Source organism: Gordonia sp. 852002-50816_SCH5313054-c (assembly GCF_001665925.1).
Taxonomy (GTDB): Bacteria; Actinomycetota; Actinomycetes; order Mycobacteriales; family Mycobacteriaceae; genus Gordonia; species Gordonia jacobaea.
The window spans coordinates 149,703-169,685 of the sequence record NZ_LZTE01000029.1 but is presented as its reverse complement, the minus strand read 5'-3'; the positions used below and the strand labels follow the sequence as shown (position 1 = coordinate 169,685).

General features: G+C 66.2%; 20 protein-coding genes. 9 read left to right on the top strand and 11 right to left on the bottom strand.

Translation table 11 applies throughout. The annotated features are described in order from the left end of the window. The first annotated feature begins 40 nt into the window (after positions 1-40). From A5788_RS05150 to A5788_RS05130, 5 genes are all read left to right on the top strand, one after another. Positions 41-1,726 (top strand): FAD-dependent oxidoreductase, encoded by a 1,686-nt coding sequence (locus A5788_RS05150; protein WP_064866449.1) that lies wholly within the window; start codon positions 41-43, stop codon positions 1,724-1,726. A 103-nt stretch (positions 1,727-1,829) separates the two neighbouring features. Beyond that, positions 1,830-3,140, top strand: coding sequence for a glycosyltransferase family 4 protein (locus tag A5788_RS05145; RefSeq protein ID WP_064866492.1), 1,311 nt, complete (start codon positions 1,830-1,832; stop codon positions 3,138-3,140). Further along, complete coding sequence (locus tag A5788_RS05140) at positions 3,127-3,852, top strand: class I SAM-dependent methyltransferase (protein WP_064866451.1); 726 nt, start codon at positions 3,127-3,129, stop codon at positions 3,850-3,852. The genes A5788_RS05145 and A5788_RS05140 overlap by 14 nt, the downstream gene beginning before the upstream one ends. A gap of 37 nt (positions 3,853-3,889) precedes the next feature. Beyond that, on the top strand, positions 3,890-4,927 hold the full coding sequence (locus A5788_RS05135) for a hypothetical protein (protein WP_064866453.1): 1,038 nt from the start codon (positions 3,890-3,892) through the stop codon (positions 4,925-4,927). Between the two features lie 75 nt (positions 4,928-5,002). Beyond that, on the top strand, positions 5,003-5,863 hold the full coding sequence (locus A5788_RS05130) for an LLM class F420-dependent oxidoreductase (protein ID WP_064866455.1): 861 nt from the start codon (positions 5,003-5,005) through the stop codon (positions 5,861-5,863). 552 nt (positions 5,864-6,415) lie between these two features. Here A5788_RS05130 and A5788_RS05120 read toward each other — a convergent pair. From A5788_RS05120 to A5788_RS05110, 3 genes are all read right to left on the bottom strand, one after another. Continuing rightward, complete coding sequence (locus tag A5788_RS05120) at positions 6,416-6,994, bottom strand: peroxidase-related enzyme (RefSeq protein WP_064866458.1); 579 nt, start codon at positions 6,992-6,994, stop codon at positions 6,416-6,418. Between the two features lie 57 nt (positions 6,995-7,051). Continuing rightward, a complete protein-coding gene (locus A5788_RS05115) occupies positions 7,052-7,618 on the bottom strand; it encodes a TetR/AcrR family transcriptional regulator (protein ID WP_064866494.1) in 567 nt (188 codons plus the stop codon). An 89-nt stretch (positions 7,619-7,707) separates the two neighbouring features. Then, a complete protein-coding gene (locus A5788_RS05110) occupies positions 7,708-8,553 on the bottom strand; it encodes an SDR family oxidoreductase (protein WP_064866460.1) in 846 nt (281 codons plus the stop codon). A gap of 189 nt (positions 8,554-8,742) precedes the next feature. Here A5788_RS05110 and A5788_RS05105 point away from each other — a divergent pair, with 189 nt between their 5' ends. Both A5788_RS05105 and A5788_RS05100 read left to right on the top strand, forming a co-directional pair. Beyond that, positions 8,743-10,182: a flavin-containing monooxygenase gene (locus A5788_RS05105; protein ID WP_064868822.1), complete on the top strand. Its 1,440-nt coding sequence runs from the start codon at positions 8,743-8,745 to the stop codon at positions 10,180-10,182. Then, positions 10,179-11,138 carry an alpha/beta hydrolase gene (locus A5788_RS05100; protein ID WP_064868825.1) on the top strand — a complete coding sequence of 320 codons (960 nt, stop codon included), beginning with the start codon at positions 10,179-10,181 and terminating at the stop codon, positions 11,136-11,138. Before A5788_RS05105 ends, A5788_RS05100 begins: the two co-directional genes overlap by 4 nt. Here the strand turns inward: A5788_RS05100 and A5788_RS05095 are convergent. After that, entirely contained in the window at positions 11,135-12,661 is a 1,527-nt protein-coding gene (locus tag A5788_RS05095; protein WP_064868828.1) for an acetyl-CoA acetyltransferase, read from the bottom strand. The two genes, A5788_RS05100 and A5788_RS05095, sit on opposite strands and share 4 nt — an antisense overlap. Further along, positions 12,661-13,356 (bottom strand): class I SAM-dependent methyltransferase, encoded by a 696-nt coding sequence (locus A5788_RS05090; protein WP_064868831.1) that lies wholly within the window; start codon positions 13,354-13,356, stop codon positions 12,661-12,663. The genes A5788_RS05095 and A5788_RS05090 overlap by 1 nt, the downstream gene beginning before the upstream one ends. Positions 13,357-13,405: 49 nt before the next feature. On the opposite strand from A5788_RS05090, the gene A5788_RS05085 reads away from it, so the two are divergent. Together A5788_RS05085 and A5788_RS05080 are read left to right on the top strand one after the other, a co-directional pair. Beyond that, positions 13,406-14,374 carry an NADPH:quinone oxidoreductase family protein gene (locus tag A5788_RS05085; protein ID WP_064868834.1) on the top strand — a complete coding sequence of 323 codons (969 nt, stop codon included), beginning with the start codon at positions 13,406-13,408 and terminating at the stop codon, positions 14,372-14,374. Between the two features lie 274 nt (positions 14,375-14,648). Further along, on the top strand, positions 14,649-14,924 hold the full coding sequence (locus A5788_RS05080; RefSeq protein WP_064868892.1) for a DUF2277 domain-containing protein: 276 nt from the start codon (positions 14,649-14,651) through the stop codon (positions 14,922-14,924). Positions 14,925-14,938: 14 nt separating this feature from the next. Here A5788_RS05080 and A5788_RS05075 read toward each other — a convergent pair whose 3' ends face one another. From A5788_RS05075 to A5788_RS05050, 6 genes are read right to left on the bottom strand one after another with little or no spacing between them, the layout of a single operon-like run. Next, a complete protein-coding gene (locus A5788_RS05075; protein ID WP_064868837.1) occupies positions 14,939-15,889 on the bottom strand; it encodes an amidohydrolase family protein in 951 nt (316 codons plus the stop codon). A gap of 33 nt (positions 15,890-15,922) precedes the next feature. Next, entirely contained in the window at positions 15,923-16,543 is a 621-nt protein-coding gene (locus tag A5788_RS05070; RefSeq protein WP_064868840.1) for a PaaI family thioesterase, read from the bottom strand. Between the two features lie 46 nt (positions 16,544-16,589). Further along, the gene (locus tag A5788_RS05065) at positions 16,590-17,963 is read right to left on the bottom strand and encodes an alpha/beta hydrolase domain-containing protein (protein ID WP_064868843.1); all 1,374 of its coding nucleotides are present in this window, start codon (positions 17,961-17,963) and stop codon (positions 16,590-16,592) included. 9 nt (positions 17,964-17,972) lie between these two features. Next, positions 17,973-18,380: a carboxymuconolactone decarboxylase family protein gene (locus A5788_RS05060; RefSeq protein WP_064868846.1), complete on the bottom strand. Its 408-nt coding sequence runs from the start codon at positions 18,378-18,380 to the stop codon at positions 17,973-17,975. Further along, entirely contained in the window at positions 18,377-19,246 is an 870-nt protein-coding gene (locus A5788_RS05055; RefSeq protein WP_064868848.1) for an NAD(P)-dependent oxidoreductase, read from the bottom strand. The genes A5788_RS05060 and A5788_RS05055 overlap by 4 nt, the downstream gene beginning before the upstream one ends. Beyond that, the gene (locus A5788_RS05050) at positions 19,243-19,980 is read right to left on the bottom strand and encodes an SDR family oxidoreductase (RefSeq protein WP_064868851.1); all 738 of its coding nucleotides are present in this window, start codon (positions 19,978-19,980) and stop codon (positions 19,243-19,245) included. The genes A5788_RS05055 and A5788_RS05050 overlap by 4 nt, the downstream gene beginning before the upstream one ends. Between the last annotated feature and the right edge of the window lie 3 nt (positions 19,981-19,983).

Sequence of the window (19,983 nt, the reverse complement as noted above, 5' to 3'; positions counted from 1 at the left end):
CTAGAACACGTTCTACGTGTTGACTTCGAGGACAGCACAGATGGCCCATGTGATCACACGCCCCTGTTGTAACGATGCGAGCTGCGTCGCGGTGTGCCCGGTCAACTGTATCCACCCGACGCCGGATGAGCCCACATTCTTCACCGCGGAAAGCCTCTACATCGATCCGGACACCTGCATCGACTGCGGGGCATGTATCGACGAGTGCCCCGTCGAGGCGATCATTCCCGACGACCAGCTCGACGAGCGTGACGAGCCCTACCTGCAGATCAACGCCGACTACTACAAGGATCACGACGTCGACGGTGGCTTGGTTCCCCCGAAGAAGGCCCCCAAACTCCCCGAGGGAGATGTCCGCGTCGCCATCGTCGGCGCCGGGCCTGCCGCGTTCTATGCCGCGGAAGAGCTGGTCCGCAAACCGCAGATCTCTGTCGACATGTTCGACCGTCTGCCCACGCCGTACGGGCTGGTGCGCGCGGGAGTCGCCCCCGACCACGCTGCCACCAAGGGCGTCGAGTCGACCTTCGCGGCGACCTCGGCCAAGCGCAACTTCCGCTACTTCCTCAACGTCGAGGTCGGTAAACACATCAGCCACGACGAACTCACCGCCCGCTACAACGCCGTCGTCTATGCGGTCGGCGCCCCAACGGACAAGCGGCTCGGTATCGCCGGCGAGGACCTGTCGGGTTCGGTGTCGGCGACCGAGTTCGTCGCCTGGTACAACGGTCATCCCGATTTCGCCGACCTCACCTTCGATCTGTCCGGCGAGCGCGCGGTCGTCGTGGGCAACGGCAACGTCGCGCTCGACGTCGCACGCATTCTGGTCACCGATCCCGACGACCTCGCCAAGACCGACATCGCCGATCACGCCCTCGCCGCGCTCCGCGAGTCGAACATCCGCGAGGTGGTGCTCCTCGGCCGACGCGGAATCGCGCAGGCCGCCTACACCAACAGTGAGTTCCTTGCGCTGGGTGAGGTCGACGGTGTCGACGTGATCATCGATCCCGCCGAGCTCACACTCGACCCGGTGTCGGAGGCCGCGCACTCCGACGACCACTTGGATTCGACGATCGCAACCAAGCTGCGACTCGCGCAGGAGTTCGCGCAGCGCCCCACCACCGACGGAAACAAGCGGATCGTCTTCCGCTTCCTGACGTCGCCGACGGAACTGACCGGCGACGGGAAGGTCGAAGAACTGCACGCCGTGCGCAACGTCTACACCGAGGCCGGTGAGAACGTCGCGATCATGCCGACCGACAACAGCATCGACTTCGAGACCGGCCTCGTGCTGCGCGCGATCGGCTATCGCGGCGTACCCATCAACGACGTCCCGTTCGACGAGGTGCGCTGCGTGGTACCCAACGTCGAGGGCAGGGTGCAATCGAGCGTCGACGGCGAGGTCGTCCGAGGTCTGTACGTGACCGGATGGATCAAGCGCGGCGCCACCGGCGGTATCGGACGCAACCGCCTGTGCGGGCAGGAGACAGCGGAATCGGTGATCGCCGACTTCGTCGACGGCGTACTGCCGCAGGCGTCTACCTCGGCAGACGACGTCGCCGACCTGGTGGCCGACCACGGCGCCCATCGCATCGACCTCCCCGGTTGGAAGAACATCGACGCCACCGAACGCAGTGCTGGCAAGTCGGCGGGGCGGCGTCGTGTGAAACTGGTGCATATCGAAGAACTCGAGTCGGCGTCCCGAGAGGCAGCCGAATCGAGATCGTGACAGCGGCGTCGTCGAGCGAGCCGGGTCAGTCGTCGAATGGGCCGGCGAGCCGTAGCAGCGTCGGGCCGTAGACGGTCCGTGAATGGAGAGGTGGAAACACAAGGTGCGCGTGGCATTTCTGTCGTATCGCAGCAAGCCGCATTGCGGTGGGCAAGGCGTCTACGTACGCCACCTCAGCAGAGAATTGGCGCTGCTGGGGCATCAGGTCGAGATCTTTTCGGGACAGCCGTATCCCGAGCTCGACCAGTCGGCGATAGACGCGGGCGTCACGCTCACCAAGGTCCCGAGCCTCGGTCTCTACGACGAACCCGACCCGTTCCGCACTCCGCGGCCCAGTGAATTCCGTGACTGGATCGACGCCCTCGAGGTGGGTGCGATGTGGACGGCGAGCTTCGGCGAGCCGCTGACGTTCAGCCTTCGTGTCGCGCGGCTGCTCGCCGACCGTCGCGACGACTTCGACATCGTGCACGACAACCAGTGCCTCGGCTACGGCCTGCTGCAGATCCAGAAGCAGGGCTATCCGTTGATCGCGACGATCCACCACCCGATTACGCGTGATCGGTCGTTGGCGGTGAAGGCGGCCAAGGGGTGGCGCAAGGTCAGCGCGTGGCGGTGGCATTCGTTCCTGCGGATGCAGGGTCGGGTCTCGCGTCGCATTCCGGAGTTGTTGACGGTGTCGCGGAGCAGCGAGGTCGACATCCGCAAGGCCTTCGACATCGAGGCCGGTCGGATCACGACCATCCCGCTCGGCGTCGACACCGCAATCTTCCGCCCCGAGGCCGCTGCGGCGCGTGTGCCCGGTCGCGTGGTCTGCGTTGCCAGCGCCGACGCCCCTCTCAAGGGTGTGTCGTATCTGCTGGAGGCGATCGCCAAGTTGAGCGCCGAGCGCGACGTCGAACTGACGTTGGTCTCCAAGCTCGACCCCGACGGACCGTCGGCGAAGATGATCGACGACCTCGCCATCTCCTCGCGGGTGCGCGTGGTGTCCGGGCTGGAGGATTCGGAGATGGCGGAGCTACTCGCGTCCGCCGAGGTCGCCTGCGTGCCATCGCTGTACGAGGGGTTCTCCCTGCCTGCAGTGGAGGCCATGAGCTGCGGCACGCCGCTTGTCGCCACGCACGCGGGCGCGATCCCCGAGGTCGTCGGCACCGACGGCCGGTCGGCTACGCTGGTGCCTCCGCGTGATTCCGAACGACTCGCGCAGGCGATCGGGACGCTGCTCGATGACGAATCCGCCCGCGCCGCAATGGGTGTGGCCGCGCGTGAGCGGGTAGAAGATCGCTATAGCTGGGCTGCTGTCGCAGCGAAGACGGCGGCACATTACGAGACGGTTCTCGCGCGGGTGCGTAGTGAGGACGCGAACTCGCAAGGGGTAACGATGGATTCGGAGAAGGGGAGTCATGCTCACAGTTGATTTCGACCGCTTGGGCGTCGGGTCGCACACGAAGGTGATCGACATCGGTGCGGGCCAGGGCAGGCACTCGTTCGAGATGTTCCGTCGCGGTGCAGATGTCATCGCGTTCGACCAGTCCGAGAGCGACATGGCCGACGTTGCCGAGATGTTCGACGCGATGATGGCCGAAGGTCAGGTCCCCGCCGACGCCAAGGCGCGCGCAGAGGTCGGCGATGCTCTGCGACTTCCGTACGCAGACAACAGCTTCGACGTCGTGCTGATGTCGGAAATCCTGGAGCACATCCCGTCCGACGAGGCTGCCATCGCCGAGATGGCGCGCATCCTCAAGCCCGGCGGCATCGGCGCTGTGACGGTGCCGCGGTACTGGCCCGAGAAGGTGTGCTGGGCGCTGTCGGACGCCTACCACGAGGTCGAGGGCGGTCACGTCCGGATCTACAAGGCGTCGGAGCTGGCGGACAAACTGCGTGCGGCGGGCCTCGAGGTGACCGGGACCGATCACGCGCATGCCCTGCACGCCCCCTACTGGTGGCTCAAATGTGCTGTGGGCGTTGAGAACAACAAGAACCCGTTGGTACAGGCGTACCACAAGCTGTTGGTGTGGGACATGATGTCGGCACCGGCTCTCACCCGTGTGGGTGAGCAGGTTCTCAACCCCGTGATCGGCAAGTCGGTCGCGTTGTATCTGCGGAAGCCGGAGAGCGCGGCGTCGTGACTCCGACGTCGAGCGTCGTCGACCAGTCTCCCGGTCGATGACCGCACAGGCGCACGTCGGTGCGCTCGCCATTGCCGGTGTTGTGACCGGTGAGCAGATGCGTGCCACCGGCGCCGCCATCGCCGCCATGCAGGAGAATTCCGGCGCACTGCCGTGGTTCCCCGGTGGACGCACCGATCCCTGGGATCACATCGAGTCGGCAATGGCGCTGAGCGTCACCGGCTTTCACGCAGAAGCGGAGGCCGCATACGCCTGGAGTCTGCATACGCAACGCGACGACGGATCGTGGCCGCTGCGCTTCGACTCGGGTGTCGTGACCGACCACGGCACCGACTCCAACTTCTGTGCCTACATCGCTGTCGGCGTGTGGCATCACTACCAGATCACCGGCGACGTCGTGTTCCTCGAACGCATGTGGCCGGTCGTGTGGTCGGCGATCAACCTCGTCCTGCGTTTCCAGCGTCCCGACGGCGCCTTCCGCTGGGCGGGCGACCACGCGACCGGCACCATGTTCGACGAGGCGCTGATCACAGGGAATGCCAGCATCTTTCAGGCGCTCGACTGTGCAGTGCGCATCGCGGCCGAGGTGGAGCAACCCGACGACGAGTGGGTGCGTGCCCGTGAGGCGTTGCGCGACGCATTTCGTTGTAGGCCAGAGGTTTTCGAGAAGCCGTCCGAGCACTCGATGGACTGGTACTACCCGGTGCTCGGCGGGGCGGTCCGCGGTCGTGCCGGTCAGGAGATGATCGCTCGACGCTGGGACGAGTTCGTCGTACCCGGTCTCGGCGCGCGCTGCGTCGACCACCGGCCCTGGGTGACCGGTGCCGAAACCTGCGAACTGGCAATCGCACTCGATGCGCTGGGCGACACCGCGGACGCCGTGAAGCTCATCGCATCCATCCAGCATCTGCGCGACCCCGACGGCTCGTACTGGACCGGACTCGTCTTCGACGACGGTAAACGCTGGCCGGTCGAGAAGAGTTGTTGGACGTCGGCGGCGGTTGTCCTTGCCGTCGACGCGGTCACGAGAAGCAGTGAGGCCAACGGGATCTTCCGCGACGCAGGAGTGTTCTGAGCGCCTGGGCTTGGGCGAAGCAGAAATTAGAACATGTTCTAGACAGGTGTCCAGTGGTCTGCCTATTCTTGCGGTATGGATTTCGGGATCGTTCAGTTCACCAGTGATCGCGGGCTCAAGCCGCAGGTGCTCGCACCGCTCATCGAGGAGGCGGGGTTCGCGTCCTATTTCGTTCCCGAGCACGGTCACATCCCCACCCGACGCGACGCCGCGCACCCGCAGACCGGCGATTCGTCACTGCCCGACGACCGTTACATGCGCACCCTCGACCCGTGGACGACTCTCGCTGCTGCGGCGGCCGTCACCTCGCGTATCAAGCTCGCCACTGCTGTTGCGTTGCCCGTGCAGTCTGATCCCATCACGCTCGCGAAAACGCTTGCCACACTTGACCACATCTCCGACGGCCGGCTGACGCTCGGCGTCGGATTCGGGTGGAACCTCGACGAACTCGCCGATCACGGCGTTCCGTCGAAGCGTCGTCGAACGATGCTGCGGGAGTACCTCGAGGCGATGCGCGAGCTGTGGACGGTCGACGAGGCGGAATATCACGGCGAGTTCGTCGATTTCGGCACGAGCTGGGCATGGCCCAAGCCGCCGCAGGGAGCGATCCCGACGCTCGTCGGTGCCGCAGGCAACGAGAAGAACTTCACGTGGATCGCGCGCAGCGCCGACGGCTGGATCACGACGCCCGGCGAGGACGACATCGCCGGTTCGGTCGCGCTGCTGCGACGCATCTGGGCCGACGCCGGACGCTCCGGCGAACCGCAGATCGTCGTCCTGGACTTCAAGCCCATCCCCGAACGGCTCGAGGAGTTCCGCGACCTGGGCGTCACCACAGTGCTCTACGGCCTCCCCGACGACAGCGTCGAACGTGCCACCGCCTACCTGGCCAAGCTAGCGGGCAAGGTAGGCCTCGCGCCCGCCGCGGCCCGCTGATCGGCCCGCGCCCGCCCGCTGATCGAGCCGCCCCGTCCGCCGGTCGAGCCGCCCCGTCCGCCGGTCGAGCCGCCCCGTCCGCCGGTCGAGCCGCCCCGTCCGCCGGTCGAGCCGCCCCACCGCTGATCGAGCTGCCCTCGCTGATCGAGCTTGTCGAGATCACTTCGCCCCGCGGTGGGTGGTCTCGACTCGGGTGCTCGCTGCGCTCGCGCCCGCTCGACCAGCGGTGGGTGTCGCGCCCGCTCGACGAGCGGTGAGCCTCGCTGATCGAGCCAGCCCTCGCTGATCGAGCTTGTCGAGATCACTTCCACCAGCGCTGGGTGGTCTCGACTCGGGTGCTCGCTGCGCTCGCGCCCGCTCGACCAGCGGTGGTTGTCGCGCCCGCTCGACGAGCGGTGAGGCCCGCTGATCGAGCTTGTCGAGATCACTCGCCCGGCGGTGGGTGGTCTCGACTCGGGTGCTCGCTGCGCTCGCGCCCGCTCGACCAGCGGTGGTTGTCGCGCCCGCTCGACCAGCGGTGAGCCCCGCTGATCGAGCTTGTCGAGATCACCCTCAGCCGGCGGCGGGCCCTCGGTCGAGCGAGTGGTACTCGGCGTTCGGCACGATCCCGAGGGCAGAGGAGATCCGGTTGGTGAAGTTGTACATCGCGGTCAGCTCGACGACGTCCCAGATGTCGTCGGGACCCAAACCTGCGGCCTCGAGGGCGTCGACGTCGGAACGCTCGACGGTCGCGGGTGTGCTCGTCAGCTTCTCGACGAAGACGCAGATGGCGCGCTGCCGATCGCTGAGGTCGGCGTGACGCCAGTTGAACGTGATCCGGTCGGCATTGGCTTCGTCGTGCAGCTCATGCCGTAGCGCCTGACCGTGCGAAACCAGGCAGTACGTGCATCGGTTGATCCCCGACGCCACCACCGCGATCATCTCCCGATCTGCGCCCGAGAGCGTCTCCGACGGCTCGGTGACCAGTCGAAAGTGGTTGAACCACGCGGAGAATCGCTCCGGGCGATGTGCATACGCCGTGAACACGTTGGGCACGAAGCCGAGTTGCTCGGATGCCTTGCCGAACAGTTTCTGTAGCTGCGGCGACAGTTCGTCGACCTCGGCGTCGGGGAAATATGATCCGCTGCTCACGGGACACGCTCCTGAATGGGGTAATGACGGCCAGCTATCGGCCGCGTGGTCACTCGATCACGCACGCGGCTGTGCGCTGAGCCCCGGCATCACGAAGTTGTGGATGTACACCGCGACAGATCGCGGGTCGTCGGGGTCGATCGTCGTCCCGGGCACGGTGCCCAGGCTGATGAGGATGCGCGCGATCCATTCCGATGTCGTGTCGAGGTCGTGCCCCGCGTCGACCTCGCCGTCGCGGATCGCGGCCTCCACGTAGGGCCGCCAGAAGTCGGCGAGGTCAGGGACGAGGCCCGCGACGCCCGCACCCGCACAAGCCGCGAACTCGTCGGGCTCCGCAGTGCGTAGGCGGAGGAGCAAAGCGCCCGGATCGTCGTAAGCGCCACGCCCGATTCGCACACCCGCGATGAGTTGTTCGGCGAAACCGTCGATCGTGTCGAGTTCGGTGCGGGCGTTGGCCCAGAATGCCTCGTTGAGTCGGACGATGGTCGCGCCGACCATGGTCTGCTTGTCAGGGAAGTGTCGATACAGCCAGGCGCGAGACACGCCTGCGACATCCGCGACCTGTTGCATGGTGGTGGCGCGGATTCCCTTGTCCGCCAACAGGCTCTCGGCGGCATCGAGCATCCGGTCGGTTGCAGACGCAACCTCGACCGCGCGGGACGCTCCGGTGGTCTCTGTCTGCACGATGCCTCCTACTCCACGTCAATCGCGTTTCACGTCAACTCGATGCGGCCGCTGCGTACTCCGGCGACAACACCACCGTCGACCAGGATATCGGTCCCGGTGATGAAACCGGAGCGCACCGGATCGAGGAGGAACTCGACGGCGGACGCGATGTCTTCGGCCGTGCCGAAGCGGCCCGCGGCGCACTTGTCGATCATGGCCTCGTAACTCGAATGCGCGAACTCGGCATTGAACTCACGCCATCCCATCTCGGTCGCGGTGACGCCGGGGCACACCGAGTTGATTCGCGCCCCGCGGTCGCCCCAGATCGGCGCAGCGGACTGTACTCGAAAAACGTTGCCGCGCTTGCTGTATCCGTAGGCAAGGCCGCAGGCGAACTCGGATTGCATGTCGGGAAAGGAGAACATGGGTAACCCGGCCAATTCGCTGGCCGGAAGCGTCGAGAGCGCTGTGCCCTGCTCGGCGGTGACCGCGTCGGCGAAGATGTGTGCCGCGACGCTGGCAATCACGACGCCGGCGCCGCCGTCGGCGATGACCCGTCCGAACTCCTCTATGACGTATGCGGTGCCGACCAGATTCACAGCGACGATCCGCTCCGGAGCGGCCTGCGCCGGCGACACGCCGGCGGTGTGTACCAGCGACGTGACCTCGCCGAGCGAAGCGGCACGGTCGGCGAGTGCGGCGACCTGGTCGCGGTCGGCGACGTCGACCGTCTGCGCGGTCACGTCGAATCCGCAGCGATGCAACGAGGATGCCACTTCGGCGAGGTGCTCGGCGTCGTAATCGGCGATCAGCAGCGGCCGACCAGATCCGAGGCGACGCGCGATGGCCTCACCCATTCCGCCGACACCGATGACCGTCAGCACTGGTGGCATGGTTTCTCCGCTCGATCGTCTGACGCGCAGAGGCGCGGGCTCTGCGCCGAACTCTATCAACGAAAGTAGACATTTTTGCCAAAGTGTTCACCGAGTGTGACGGCGAGGAGTAGACACAATCATGAATCTGTCAACTAGACGGTCGTCGACGCGATCTCCTCGCGTCGTCATCACTACCGAAAGGGCAATATGAGCGCACGTCCACCGCAGACGGCTGTGATCGGCGCGGGCATCAGCGGACTGACCGCGAGCAAGATGCTGGCCGACTACGGCGTGCCATTCGCCACGTTCGAGTCGTCGGATCGTGTCGGGGGCAACTGGGCCTTCGGTAATCCGAACGGCCACAGTAGCGCGTACCGGTCACTGCATATCGACACGTCCAAGCACCAGCTGTCGTTTCGGGATTTCCCGATGCCCGACGACTACCCCGACTTCCCGCACCACACGTTGATCAAGCAGTATCTCGACGACTACACCGACGCCTTCGGTCTCCGCGAGAAGATCGAGTTCGGCAACGGAATCACTCACGCGCAGCGCCTCGACGGCGGCGGTTGGGAACTCTCGACGCAGCGGGGCGAGACTCGCTATGCCGACCTTCTCGTCGTCGCCAACGGACATCACTGGGATCCTCGATTGCCCGACTTCCCGGGCGAATTCGCGGGTGTCGAGATGCATGCTCACTCCTACATCGATCCGCGTACGCCGCTCGACCTGTACGGCAAGCGCATCCTGGTCGTGGGGCTGGGCAACAGCGCCGCCGACATCGCGGTCGAATTGTCTTCGCGCGCACTTGAAAACACGGTCACCATCTCCACGCGTTCGAGTGCGTGGATCGTCCCGAAGTACTTGGGCGGCAAGCCCGCCGACAAGTACTACCGCACCTCGCCGCACATTCCGTTCGCCTGGCAGCGCAAGATCGCCCAGGTCTTCCAGCCGCTCACCGCGGGTCGTCCGGAGAACTACGGGCTACCCGCGCCCAATCACAAGTTCTTCGAAGCGCATCCGACGCAATCGGTCGAGCTACCGTTCCGTCTCGGCGCGGGCGACGTCACGGCGAAGGGCGACATCTCGCGTCTCGACGGCGACACCGTGCACTTCATCGACGGGACGTCGGCCGACTTCGACGTGATCATCTACGCGACCGGCTACAACATCACGTTCCCGTTCTTCGATCCCGACTTCATCAGCGCCCCAGGCAATCAGATCGATCTCTACAAGCGGATGATCTACCCGGGCGTCGACGATGCGTTGTTCGTCGGCTTCGCGCAGGCGACACCGACGCTCTTCCCGTTCGTCGAATGTCAGGCGCGCCTGGTCGGTGCGTACGCGGTCGGCCAGTATCAGCCACCACCCGTCGACGAGATGCGCCGAGTCATCGCCGAGGATCAGGAGTTCTACACCGGCCACATGGTGCACAGCGCGCGGCACACCCAGCAGCTCGACTACTTCCTGTACGAACACGACATGCGCACCAAGGAATTACCCGCAGGCCGACGACGTGCCGCCGAGATCGGCGCACCGGGTTGGGCTGGTGTTGCAGAGCGTCTTGCGCACAGTGGTGAGCCCTTGGCGGAATCAGCGCACACCGCAACACAATTGGTGTCCTCAGCGAACGGGGGAGCACGATGAACCAGCGCATCAGAGAAGACGTCACCTTCGACAGCGATGGAACCGACTGCCACGCCTGGTTCTTCCCGGCCGCGGCACCGTCGCCGTTTGCGACGGCCGACGGTGTTCCCGTCGTCGTGATGGCGCACGGTTTCGGTGGCACCAAGGATTCGGGACTGGAACCCTTCGCTCGACGCCTCGCCGACGCAGGTCTCGCTGTGTTCGCCTTCGATTACCGGGGCTTCGGGCTCTCGGGAGGCTCACCCCGCCAACGGGTGTCGATGGTCAGCCAGATTGCCGACTACCACGCCGCGGCCGACGCCGCGGCAGGTCAACCCGGTGTGGATGCAGGCCGCGTGGTGTTGTGGGGGCTGTCCCAGTCGGGTGGGCATGTCCTGTTGGCCGCCGCGGACCGGACCGACGTGGCCGCGGTGATTTCCGCGGTGCCCATGGTCAGCGGCGTGGCCGCAGGACGTCATCACCTTCCGCACGTCGGCGTGTTCTCGATGCTGCGACAGACTATCGACGGCATCGCGAGCGCGGCGTCGTCGAAAGTCGGTGGGGCGCCACACATGCTGCCGATCGTCGGTCGGCCGGGTCAGCAGGCGGCCCTCACCAGCTCCGGCTTCTACGAGAGCTACAAGGCTATCGCCGGACCGTCGTGGCTCAATGAGGTCGACGCGTCGGTGTCGCTCGAACTCGGCTCCTACCGGGCAGACAAGCACGTCGATCGCATCGACGCGCCGAAGCTCGTGCAGATCGCCGACTTCGACCGCGGGGCACCTCCGCACGCCGCCGCCAAAGCAGCGTTCAAGGCGCGCGCGGAGGTACGGCACTACCCGTGCGATCACTTCGGCATCTTCGCCGAGGTCGACCCGGCGACCTTCGAGAGGGTCGTCGAACATCAGATTGCCTTCCTGACAAGGTATCTGGCGGCTCCGGTCGAGCTCCGCGAGGTCGTTGCCGCGGTGAGCTAAGCCAGCCGGGCGCTGTTGGCCCCCTCGGTGGCCTCGATCGTCAGCTCGACGCCGAACGGATCGCCCGTCTCGAGAAGCGCGAGCAGTGCGTCGTCGGAGGTGAGTGCGGCTACGCGGGTGTCGTCGTCGTGTGTTGTCGCGACGACCACGCCCACGGGTCCACGCTTGCCGTGATCGACGGTGTAGGTATCGAGAGTTGCTGAGCCCGTGAAGAACTCAGCGACAGGTCGCGGCGCGGTGTCGTCGAGACCGGCCTGCAACGCGCGATCGGACCGAGGTGTCCAGTTGGCCGGCGTCGTCGAATAGACACCGACGGACGTCTTGCTCATGATGCCGCCGTTGGCAACGACGAGGCCGAATGCGTCGGGTTGGCGTCGCAAGCGCTCGACGGTCTCGACGATCGCGTGGCTCGAGTAGTTGTGTCCCGGTCCGCCGAAGAAGGGCAGTCCACCGGTCACCGTCAGACCGATCGGTGCGTCGACGTCGAATCCCAGTGCGTCGCAGACGTTGAAGACGGGGATGGGAAAGCAACTGTAGAGGTCGACGGTGGCAAGATCGTCGACGCCGATCCCCGCCATCTCGAGCGCTCCGGACGTCGCGACGGCGGCTGCGGGGCTCGTGCCGAGGTCGGCTCTGGCGAGCAGCGCGTGTTCACGAAGGTCGGTATGCCCGTGGAGGAATACCCAATTCTCGCGTGGTACTCCCATCTTCGCGGCGTTGGCTGCCGAGGTGAGAATGATGGCCGAGCCGACGTTGACCAGATCGCGTGCCACAACCAAACGCGGATATGGCTGTGCGATAACGCGATTGGCGTCGGTGATCGTCGCCAGCTCGTCTGCGCTGCGGATGACGGGCGATGCCGCGAAGGGATTCGCCGCCGCTACCTCGGTGAACGGGGCGAACAGGCGGCCCATCGCACGTCGATGATCGTCGACGCTCACGCCGAGGCTGTTGCGTCGTGCGTTCTCGGCAAACGCATACGCCACCGGCATCGACGTCAGCCGGTGCCGGACCATCGTCATGTCGATGAAGTCCTCGAAATGCGGTCCACGATCGTCGAGTTGACCGTCGATCTCTTCGCCGAAGTCGGGTCGGTCGTCGCGGTCGGCGAAGTGCCGAGCCGTCGATGTGGCCTCAGCGCCGACGATGAGCACGCAGTCGGCGCTACCCCTCGCGATTGCCTCGGCATGTTCGGTTACCAGGGACTGCGGCGATTGTCCGCCGACGACCTCGATGAGTACCCGCTCGGGCGCCAAGCCCACGCGCCGTGCGACCGACCGCGGATAGTTGTTCGACCGCCCCAGCGGACTGGGCACGTGCGGCATGTTCTCCATCTCGCGGACCGCGGCGATCACGTCGATCGCTTCGGCCACGACAGAGGCAACACCGGTGTCGGCCAGTGCATTTCGAGTCGCGGCAGCACCGAGATCGATGCTCGACCATGCCTGGTAGTCGGGCGTATCGATGCGATCGCCGGACTGCCCGACGCCGATGACGACCGGCGTGGTGGGGTCGATGCGCATCAGCGCGGCAGCTTTTTCCCGACGATGCCGGTGTCGCGACGCAGCACGCGCAGCGAGCCCTCGACGCGCACCTCGGTGAACTGGCCCGTCGCGAGTGCCTGACAGTAGATCTCGTACGGCGGCCTCCCGCCGTCGGCGGGGTCGGGGAACACGTCGTGGATCAGCAGCGCTCCACCGATCCGAACCCACGGCGCCCAACCGTCGAGATCGTTCTGCGCGGCCTCCATCGAATGACCGCCGTCGATGAACACGAAGTCGGCGGGCGAACCCCAGATGCGTGAGGCGACGGTCGACGGCGCGAGCACACCGATCACCGTCTTCTCCAGATCGGCGTCGAACATTGTGCGGCGGAAGCGTGCCGAGGTGTCGAGGGTGCCGGTGTGCGGGTCGACGAGCGTCGCGTCGTGGTACTCCCAGCCTGGTTGGTGCTCTTCGGAACCGCGGTGGTGGTCGACAGTCACGATGGTCGCGCCGAGGGGTTCGGCAGCGGCGCCGAGGAAGACCGTCGACTTTCCGCAGTAGGTGCCGATCTCGATGCCGAGGTTCGTCGAATCCGGTTGGGAGAGATACTCTCCGGCGATCTCGAAGAGTGTCTGCGCCTCGTCGAGCGGCATGAAACCGGGCGCGTCGTCTGCGACCTTGCGTCGGGTGGCCGAGGGGGCTGACGTCGGCTGCGAGGCCGAGGGTGCACTCATGTTCCAGATCCTAATAGTGAGAGCGTTCGCTCCGCGTAGGGTTGGCTGCATGAAAGCACAGGTGCTCACCGCAGAGTCCGGACCAGACGGTTTGCAGTTGACCGAGGTCGACGATCCGACGCCCGGCGAGGGTCAGGTACTGGTCGACATCAAGTCGTGCGGCGTGTGTTTCCCCGACCTCCTGATGAGCCAGGGCAAGTATCAATTGAGGACTCCTGTGCCGTACACCCCGGGAACCGAGGTCGCAGGTGTAGTGCGCGAGGCGCCCGCGGACTCGGGATTCAGCGCGGGCGACCGCGTGCTGGTCGCGTCGATCGTCGGCGGGTTCGCCGAACAGGTCACCGCGGCACCAGAACAGTTGCTGCGACTGCCCGACGAGCTCTCGTTCGACGAGGGCGCCGCGATGGGTATCAACTTCCAGACCGCCCTGTTCGCCCTGAAACTGCGCGCACAGACCGCGCCGGGCGAGATCGTCGGCGTCCTCGGCGCCGCCGGTGGTGTTGGCGTGGCGTCGATTCTGGTTGCCAAGGCGATGGGCGCGACGGTGGTCGCGATCGTGCATCGCACCGGCGCCGAGCAGATGCTGCGCGACCTGGGCGCCGACCACGTGGTGCAACTGTCCGACGGCTGGGGAGACCGGCTCAAGGAGTTCGCGCCCGAGGGCGTCGACGTCATGATCGATCCTGTCGGCGGCGACGTCTTCGACGAGGCGCTACGCCAGGTGGCGCCCGACGGTCGGTATGTGGTGATCGGCTTCGCCGCGGGCGGCATCCCGACCGTCAAGCTCAACCGTGTGCTGTTCCGCAACATCGCCGTCGTCGGTGCCGCCTGGGGCGAGTACGTGCGCACCCATCCCGACGTGCCCGCGCTGCTGCACGACGAGCTGACCGAGATGATCGAGGCGGGACTCCGGCCGCCGGTGAACGTCCGCTACCCGCTCGCCGACCTACCGCAGGCGTTGACGGATCTCGCCCAGGGGCGGATCCTGGGCAAAGCGGTCGTGCACGTCGCGGACTGAGGTTGCCCCGCTGGTCGAGCTGAGCCTCGCTGGTCGAGCGGACTCCGCTGGTCGAGCGGACTCCGCTGGTCGAGCTTGTCGAGACCACCGCTGGTCGAGCGGACCCCGCTGGTCGAGCTTGTCGAGACCACCGCTGGTCGAGCTGAGCCCGCGGGAGTGGTTTCGACTCGGGTGCTCGCTGCGCTCGCGCCCGCTCAACCAGCGGGAAGACCTGGTCGAGTCTTGCTCACCGCTGGTCGAGCTTGTCGAGACCACCAACCGAAGAGGAGCCACCATGTGCCGCAACATCACCGAGCTGCGCGGGCTCGAGCCGCCCGCGACCGACGACGAGGTCGAGGCCGCCGCGCGGCAGTACGTCCGCAAGGTCAGCGGAGTCCGGCACCCGTCGGCGGCCAACACCGAGGCGTTCGAGGCTGCGGTCGCGGCGGTGACGGCAGCAACCGAAACGCTGCTCGACGCGCTCCCGGAGCGTCGTCAACCACCTAAAACAGTCCCGCCGCTGCGGCGACCCGAGGTGCAAGCCCGCATCGCGGCGTCGCAGTCGCGCTGAGCAGGCCGGTCACCTCACGCGCCGACGCCGAAGAGCGACGCTGCGTTCTCGTAGAACACCCGACGCAACCAGTCGTCGCCGAGGTCGAGTCGCACGAGAGCGTCGAGCCCCTCGGCGTAGGGATACGGGATGTTGGGGTAGTCGCTGCCGAACAGGATCTTGTCGCCGAGGTCGAGCAGGCGTGGCCGGAGCTCGACCGGGAACGGCGCACCCTCCTCGGAAAAGTCGGTGAACGACATCGTCGTGTCGAGGCGAACGTTCTCGTAGGTGTCGGCAAGGTCGAGGAAGGCCTCGTACTCCGGCGTACCCATGTGCGCGACGATCAGCGGAAGCGACGGGAACTGCCGTAGCAGCGCGGCAATCGGTTCGGGCCCGGTGAAACGACCGGGCGTCGGTCCGGAACCGCAGTGGATCACCACCGGCACCCCGACGTCGGCGATCTGTGCCCAGACACTCGTGAGGCTCGGGTCGAGCGGCGAGTAGTCGCCGACCTGGATGTGCGACTTGAAGACTCGCGTCCCGCGCTCGATCGCCTTCGAGACATACGACGCCGCGTCGGGCTCCGGATAGAACGTCGAGGTGTGCAGGCAGTCCGGGTGGTGCGCGGCGAAATCGGCGCCCCAGCCGTTGAGCCACTCGGCCATATCGGCTTTGTGGGGGTAGATCATCGACGAGTAGACACGAACTCCGAACGCCTGCAACGCCGAAACGCGCACGTCCTCGTCGGCGCGATAGGTGATCGGCCATTCCCGACCGATCATCGGCCCGACCGAATCGAAATACGCCCACACCTTGTCCATCACCCGGCGCGGCATGAAGTGCGTGTGCACGTCGATGATCCCGGGTAGCCCGAGGTCGCGCCAGAACTTCCGCACCTGTGCGGCTTCTGCAGCCGTAAACGGTGCAGGCGGGCTGTCGTGGTCGTGGGCGGCCGTATCTGATGTTCCGGTTTCTGGGTCGGTCACAAAATCACCGTACGCCGCGAGCGTCGTCGCGAACTACAGCTCGGACACGTCCTTCGGAACTATGAAGAGTCCCTCCGCCTCGACGGTGATCCCGCCGGCGTCCGACAACGTGCCGCGCACAGTCTTCTTTCGACCCGCTCGTTCGACGATCTCGGCGCGAGCGACCAACTGTCCCAAGGGAGTCGGTCGTAGGTAGCGGAACTCGATCGTGCCGGTGTAACTCGCTTGGTTGTCGGCGGCAGCGGCTTCGCCGAGGACCTGATCGAGGACCAGAGCGCAGACACCGCCGTGGACATGCCCAGGTGGACCCTCGTAGGCGGCGCCGAGGGTGAACTCTGCGCGTACGCCACCGCCGTCGGGCGTCGAATGTACGGGCGGCGCGATCGCATTGCGCATCCCCATCACTGCGTTGCCCCAGGCCATGCCGACCAGATTGCTGGTGTACCGCACGCCGTAGGCGCCGTCCATCTGCTGGGCGCGCAGTGCGTCGACGACGCCCGACACCGTGCGCTGGGCGTCGAGAATCACCTCGTCGTCGACCTCGGTACGGATGACGGCGTCGACGAGTTCACGCACCGACGAGACCAGCGGCTCGAAAACCGCTCGGCGTCGGGCGATCTCGTCGTCGGAGATGTCTTCGAGGGTGAAGTCCACAGGCGGCTCTCTTCGATCGGAAACGACACAAGCAGGCACAGTCGGGTCAGGGCGACAGCGGTCCGGGACGGGCGTCGGCCAAGACCTCGTCCCTGTCGGCAGGGCTGATCACTCCGCGCGCGATGGCGTCGTCGGTCGACGCCTCGTACGCGCGCAGATAGTCGGCGCGGGTCGGATAGCGCGCTGCGAGTTCGTCGTCGGATAGCGGTGTGGTGGAGCCGAAGAGGACGCAGATGCGCGGTACGTCGCCGGTGACGACGCCGCTGAGTACCTCGGTCGGTGCATCCACACACGGTGTGCGAACGCCCCCGCGGACATTCCCCACGTCGTCGCGCGCATAGTGCGGCGAAGCGGCGGTGACGTCGACGTCGAGCGGCGCGGCAGGCGGTGGCGGCGTTCCGTTTTCGATCCACTCGCGCAGATGCGCCACCGCTGCGCGCAGCACGAACACCTGCTGGCCGCGGTTGACCGGCTGCGGACAGCCGAGGAGATCTTCGTACTCGCCGATCTGCACGAGATCCGCGTGCGAGGTCCCCGCGACCTCCCACGCGCGGAAGACGTCCGAATCCGGCTGTCGTGCTTCGACATAGCGGAAATCGGTGAGCACATCGGTCTCCGTCTGCACGACGAACACGGCGATCGTGGTGTCAGAGCGGATCGGTTGTGGTGGCCCCGCATAGGCGGGGGAGATGTCGATCGGCTTGCCCGGCTCGCCGAGGGGGAGTTGTCCGAGTGGGCGTGAGTGGATGAGTGCTGCATCGACCGCGCCGTGTTTCTGCGCGATCCGATTCACGTAGGTGGTCAACGCCATTGCCGATTGCGATTCACCTGCCGCGATCACCCAGCGTACGTCGAGGCCGGCGAGTGGGTGGCGTTCGGAGTCTTTGTCGCGCAGGGCTTGTGCGATCGCCCCGAACATGTCGTAGCTGTACCCGTCTCCCGGATGATGCAGTCCCGCATAGCGCTCCGGGTCCTTCGCCTCCAGGGAATCGCCCTGCACTCCGGCGGTTCCCGCGCCCGTCGTTTCGAGGTCGACGGAGTCGCGGCCACCTGCGATACCTGTGTACTGCGCGGAGATCCCAACGTATGCCGTACCCGTACGCACCAATTCCTGTGCGACGTAAGTGTATTCGGGCGCGGAGTCGGCGCCGCTGCTGACATTGAACCATTCGACGACGACGTGACCGTTGAACTGCGCCGCGTCGGGACGACGTACGAGAATGCGGGTGGTGAACGGCGCCGGGTCGACACCGTCGAGGTCACCGTCCGGCGTTTCGACGAAGCGTCGGGCAATCCCGCTGGCGGCGAACTCGAGTTCGGAATATCCATGGCCGGCGAGGTCGGGACCGGGGGACGCAGACATCACGCTGGTCTGTCCCGCCCCGCCGGTCAACTCGCGGAAAGCGATCGTCGCAGTCATCCCTCGAGGCTAGCCCCCCTGCTTACTCTGCGACTTGCGATACTTACTGATCACCTGGCCGAACATCATGTTCATCTTGGTGCCCAGCGGCCAACCGACGTAGTAGCAGAGGAACAGCGCGATCTCTTCGAGTTGCTCGGGCGTCAGTTCTTCGTTGCCCAGCGCGGCGCCCGCCTGGATCTCCGCGACGTCGACCTGTCCGCTCGCGGCGAGTGCGCCGAGCAGGATGAGCCGTCGATCGCGGATACTCAGCGCCGGTCGTGACCAGACCTCGGCGAAGAGCTGATCGGCAGTGTGCGCGAAGTGCAGGCCGGGGCCGTCGGACATCTCCCACCCGTAGACCTGCGACATCAGATCCAGTCCGCGTTTGCGTTGCTCGGTCTGGGTGTCGGGATCGGGGGTTGCGTCGTCGGTCATTTCTCTCCTTCGCTGTGTGGCACGCCGAGGCCTGTTGCGAGATCGGCGAGTGCCTCTGTCCCCAAGGGCAATTCGACGCCAAGAGAGTCGCCGAGGGCCAGCGCGAGCGAGAGATCCTTCTCTCCGAGCTCGCGGACGTGAGTGAAGACGCCGTACCAGAAGTCGTCGGGTTCGATCGGTGCCGTGGTGTCGCGCAGCATGATTGCACCCGCGCCGCCGGTGATGGCGTCGGTGTGGCGGACCACCTTGCCCAGTTTGGCGACGTCGATGCCTGCCGCCTGCGCCAACCGCGACGCCTCCGCGGTTGCCGCGAAGGAGATGAAGTGCAGCAGGTTGCGAGCGAGCTTCATCTTGGTGCCCGCGCCGACGTTATCTCCCGCGTGGACGAGCATGTCGGAGGTCAGCGCGAACGGTTCCTTCAGGCGTACGTAGGCATCTCGCGGCCCGCCGACCATCACGGCGAGACGTCCCTGCTCAGCGCCGGGCGCACCACCGGAGATCGGAGCGTCGAGCAGCGTCACTCCGCGTTCGGCGCAGACGGCGGCGAGGTCGACGGCTGTTTCGGGGCTGATCGTCGAGTGGACCGTCACGAGTGTGCCGGGCGCTGCGCCTTCGAGCAGGCCCGTCACGACTGTGCGCACCTGCGCGTCGTCGCGCACGCAGATGCCGATGATGTCCGACGACGTCGCGAGCTCCGACAGCGACGACGCCGCGCGTGCGCCTTGATCGACGACCGTGGCGACAGCGTCGGAGGCGAGGTCGAAAACTGTCAGTCCGCCAGGCCATTTCGCCAATCGGCCGGCCATCGGGCCTCCGATGTTGCCGAGCCCGACATAGCCGAGGCGTGACGCGGAGTCGGAAGTCATGAGCGGATGACCTGTCCGCCGTCGACGTTGAAGATCTGTCCGGTGACCCAACTCGCCTCGTCGGAGAGCAGGAACAGGCACATGCCGACCAGGTCTTCTGGTTGGCCGAATCGCTTGAGCGGCAGGCGGTTGACGATGTCGGCGACCATCTCCTTGGGCGTCGTCTCGCGTGTGGCCTCGGTGTCAATCGGGCCGGGAGCGATCGCGTTGACGCGGATGTTCTGGCCACCGAGTTCGGTCGCCAACTGCTGCGTCAGACCGTTGATCCCGACCTTGGCGAGGCCGTAGAAGCCGCTGTAGAGCCATGCGGCGGTGGAGGATTGGTTGACGATTGCACCGCCGTTGCGCATGTGTCCGTACACGGCGCGGGTGACGTTGAGTGCGCCGTCGAGGTTGACGCTCATGAACTTCTTGTAGTAGTCCCACGGCACGGTGATGAGGAAGTCGAGCTTCATGCCGCCGTAGATGGCCGCGTTGTTGACCAGGCCGTCGATGGAGCCGTAGGCGTCGACGGTGGCGGCAGCGAGGGCCTGCGCGGAGTCGGGGTCGGAGACGTCGGTGTGGACGTACCGTCCGCCGATGTCGGCGGCGACCTTCTCGCCAGCGTCGTCGTTGAGGTCGGCGATCACGACGTTCGCGCCCTCGGCGGCGAGGCCGCGGGCGTACGCCTCGCCGATGCCGCCCGCGGCTCCGGTGACGATGTAGGTGCGATCAGTGAATCGTGCGGAAGTCATTGC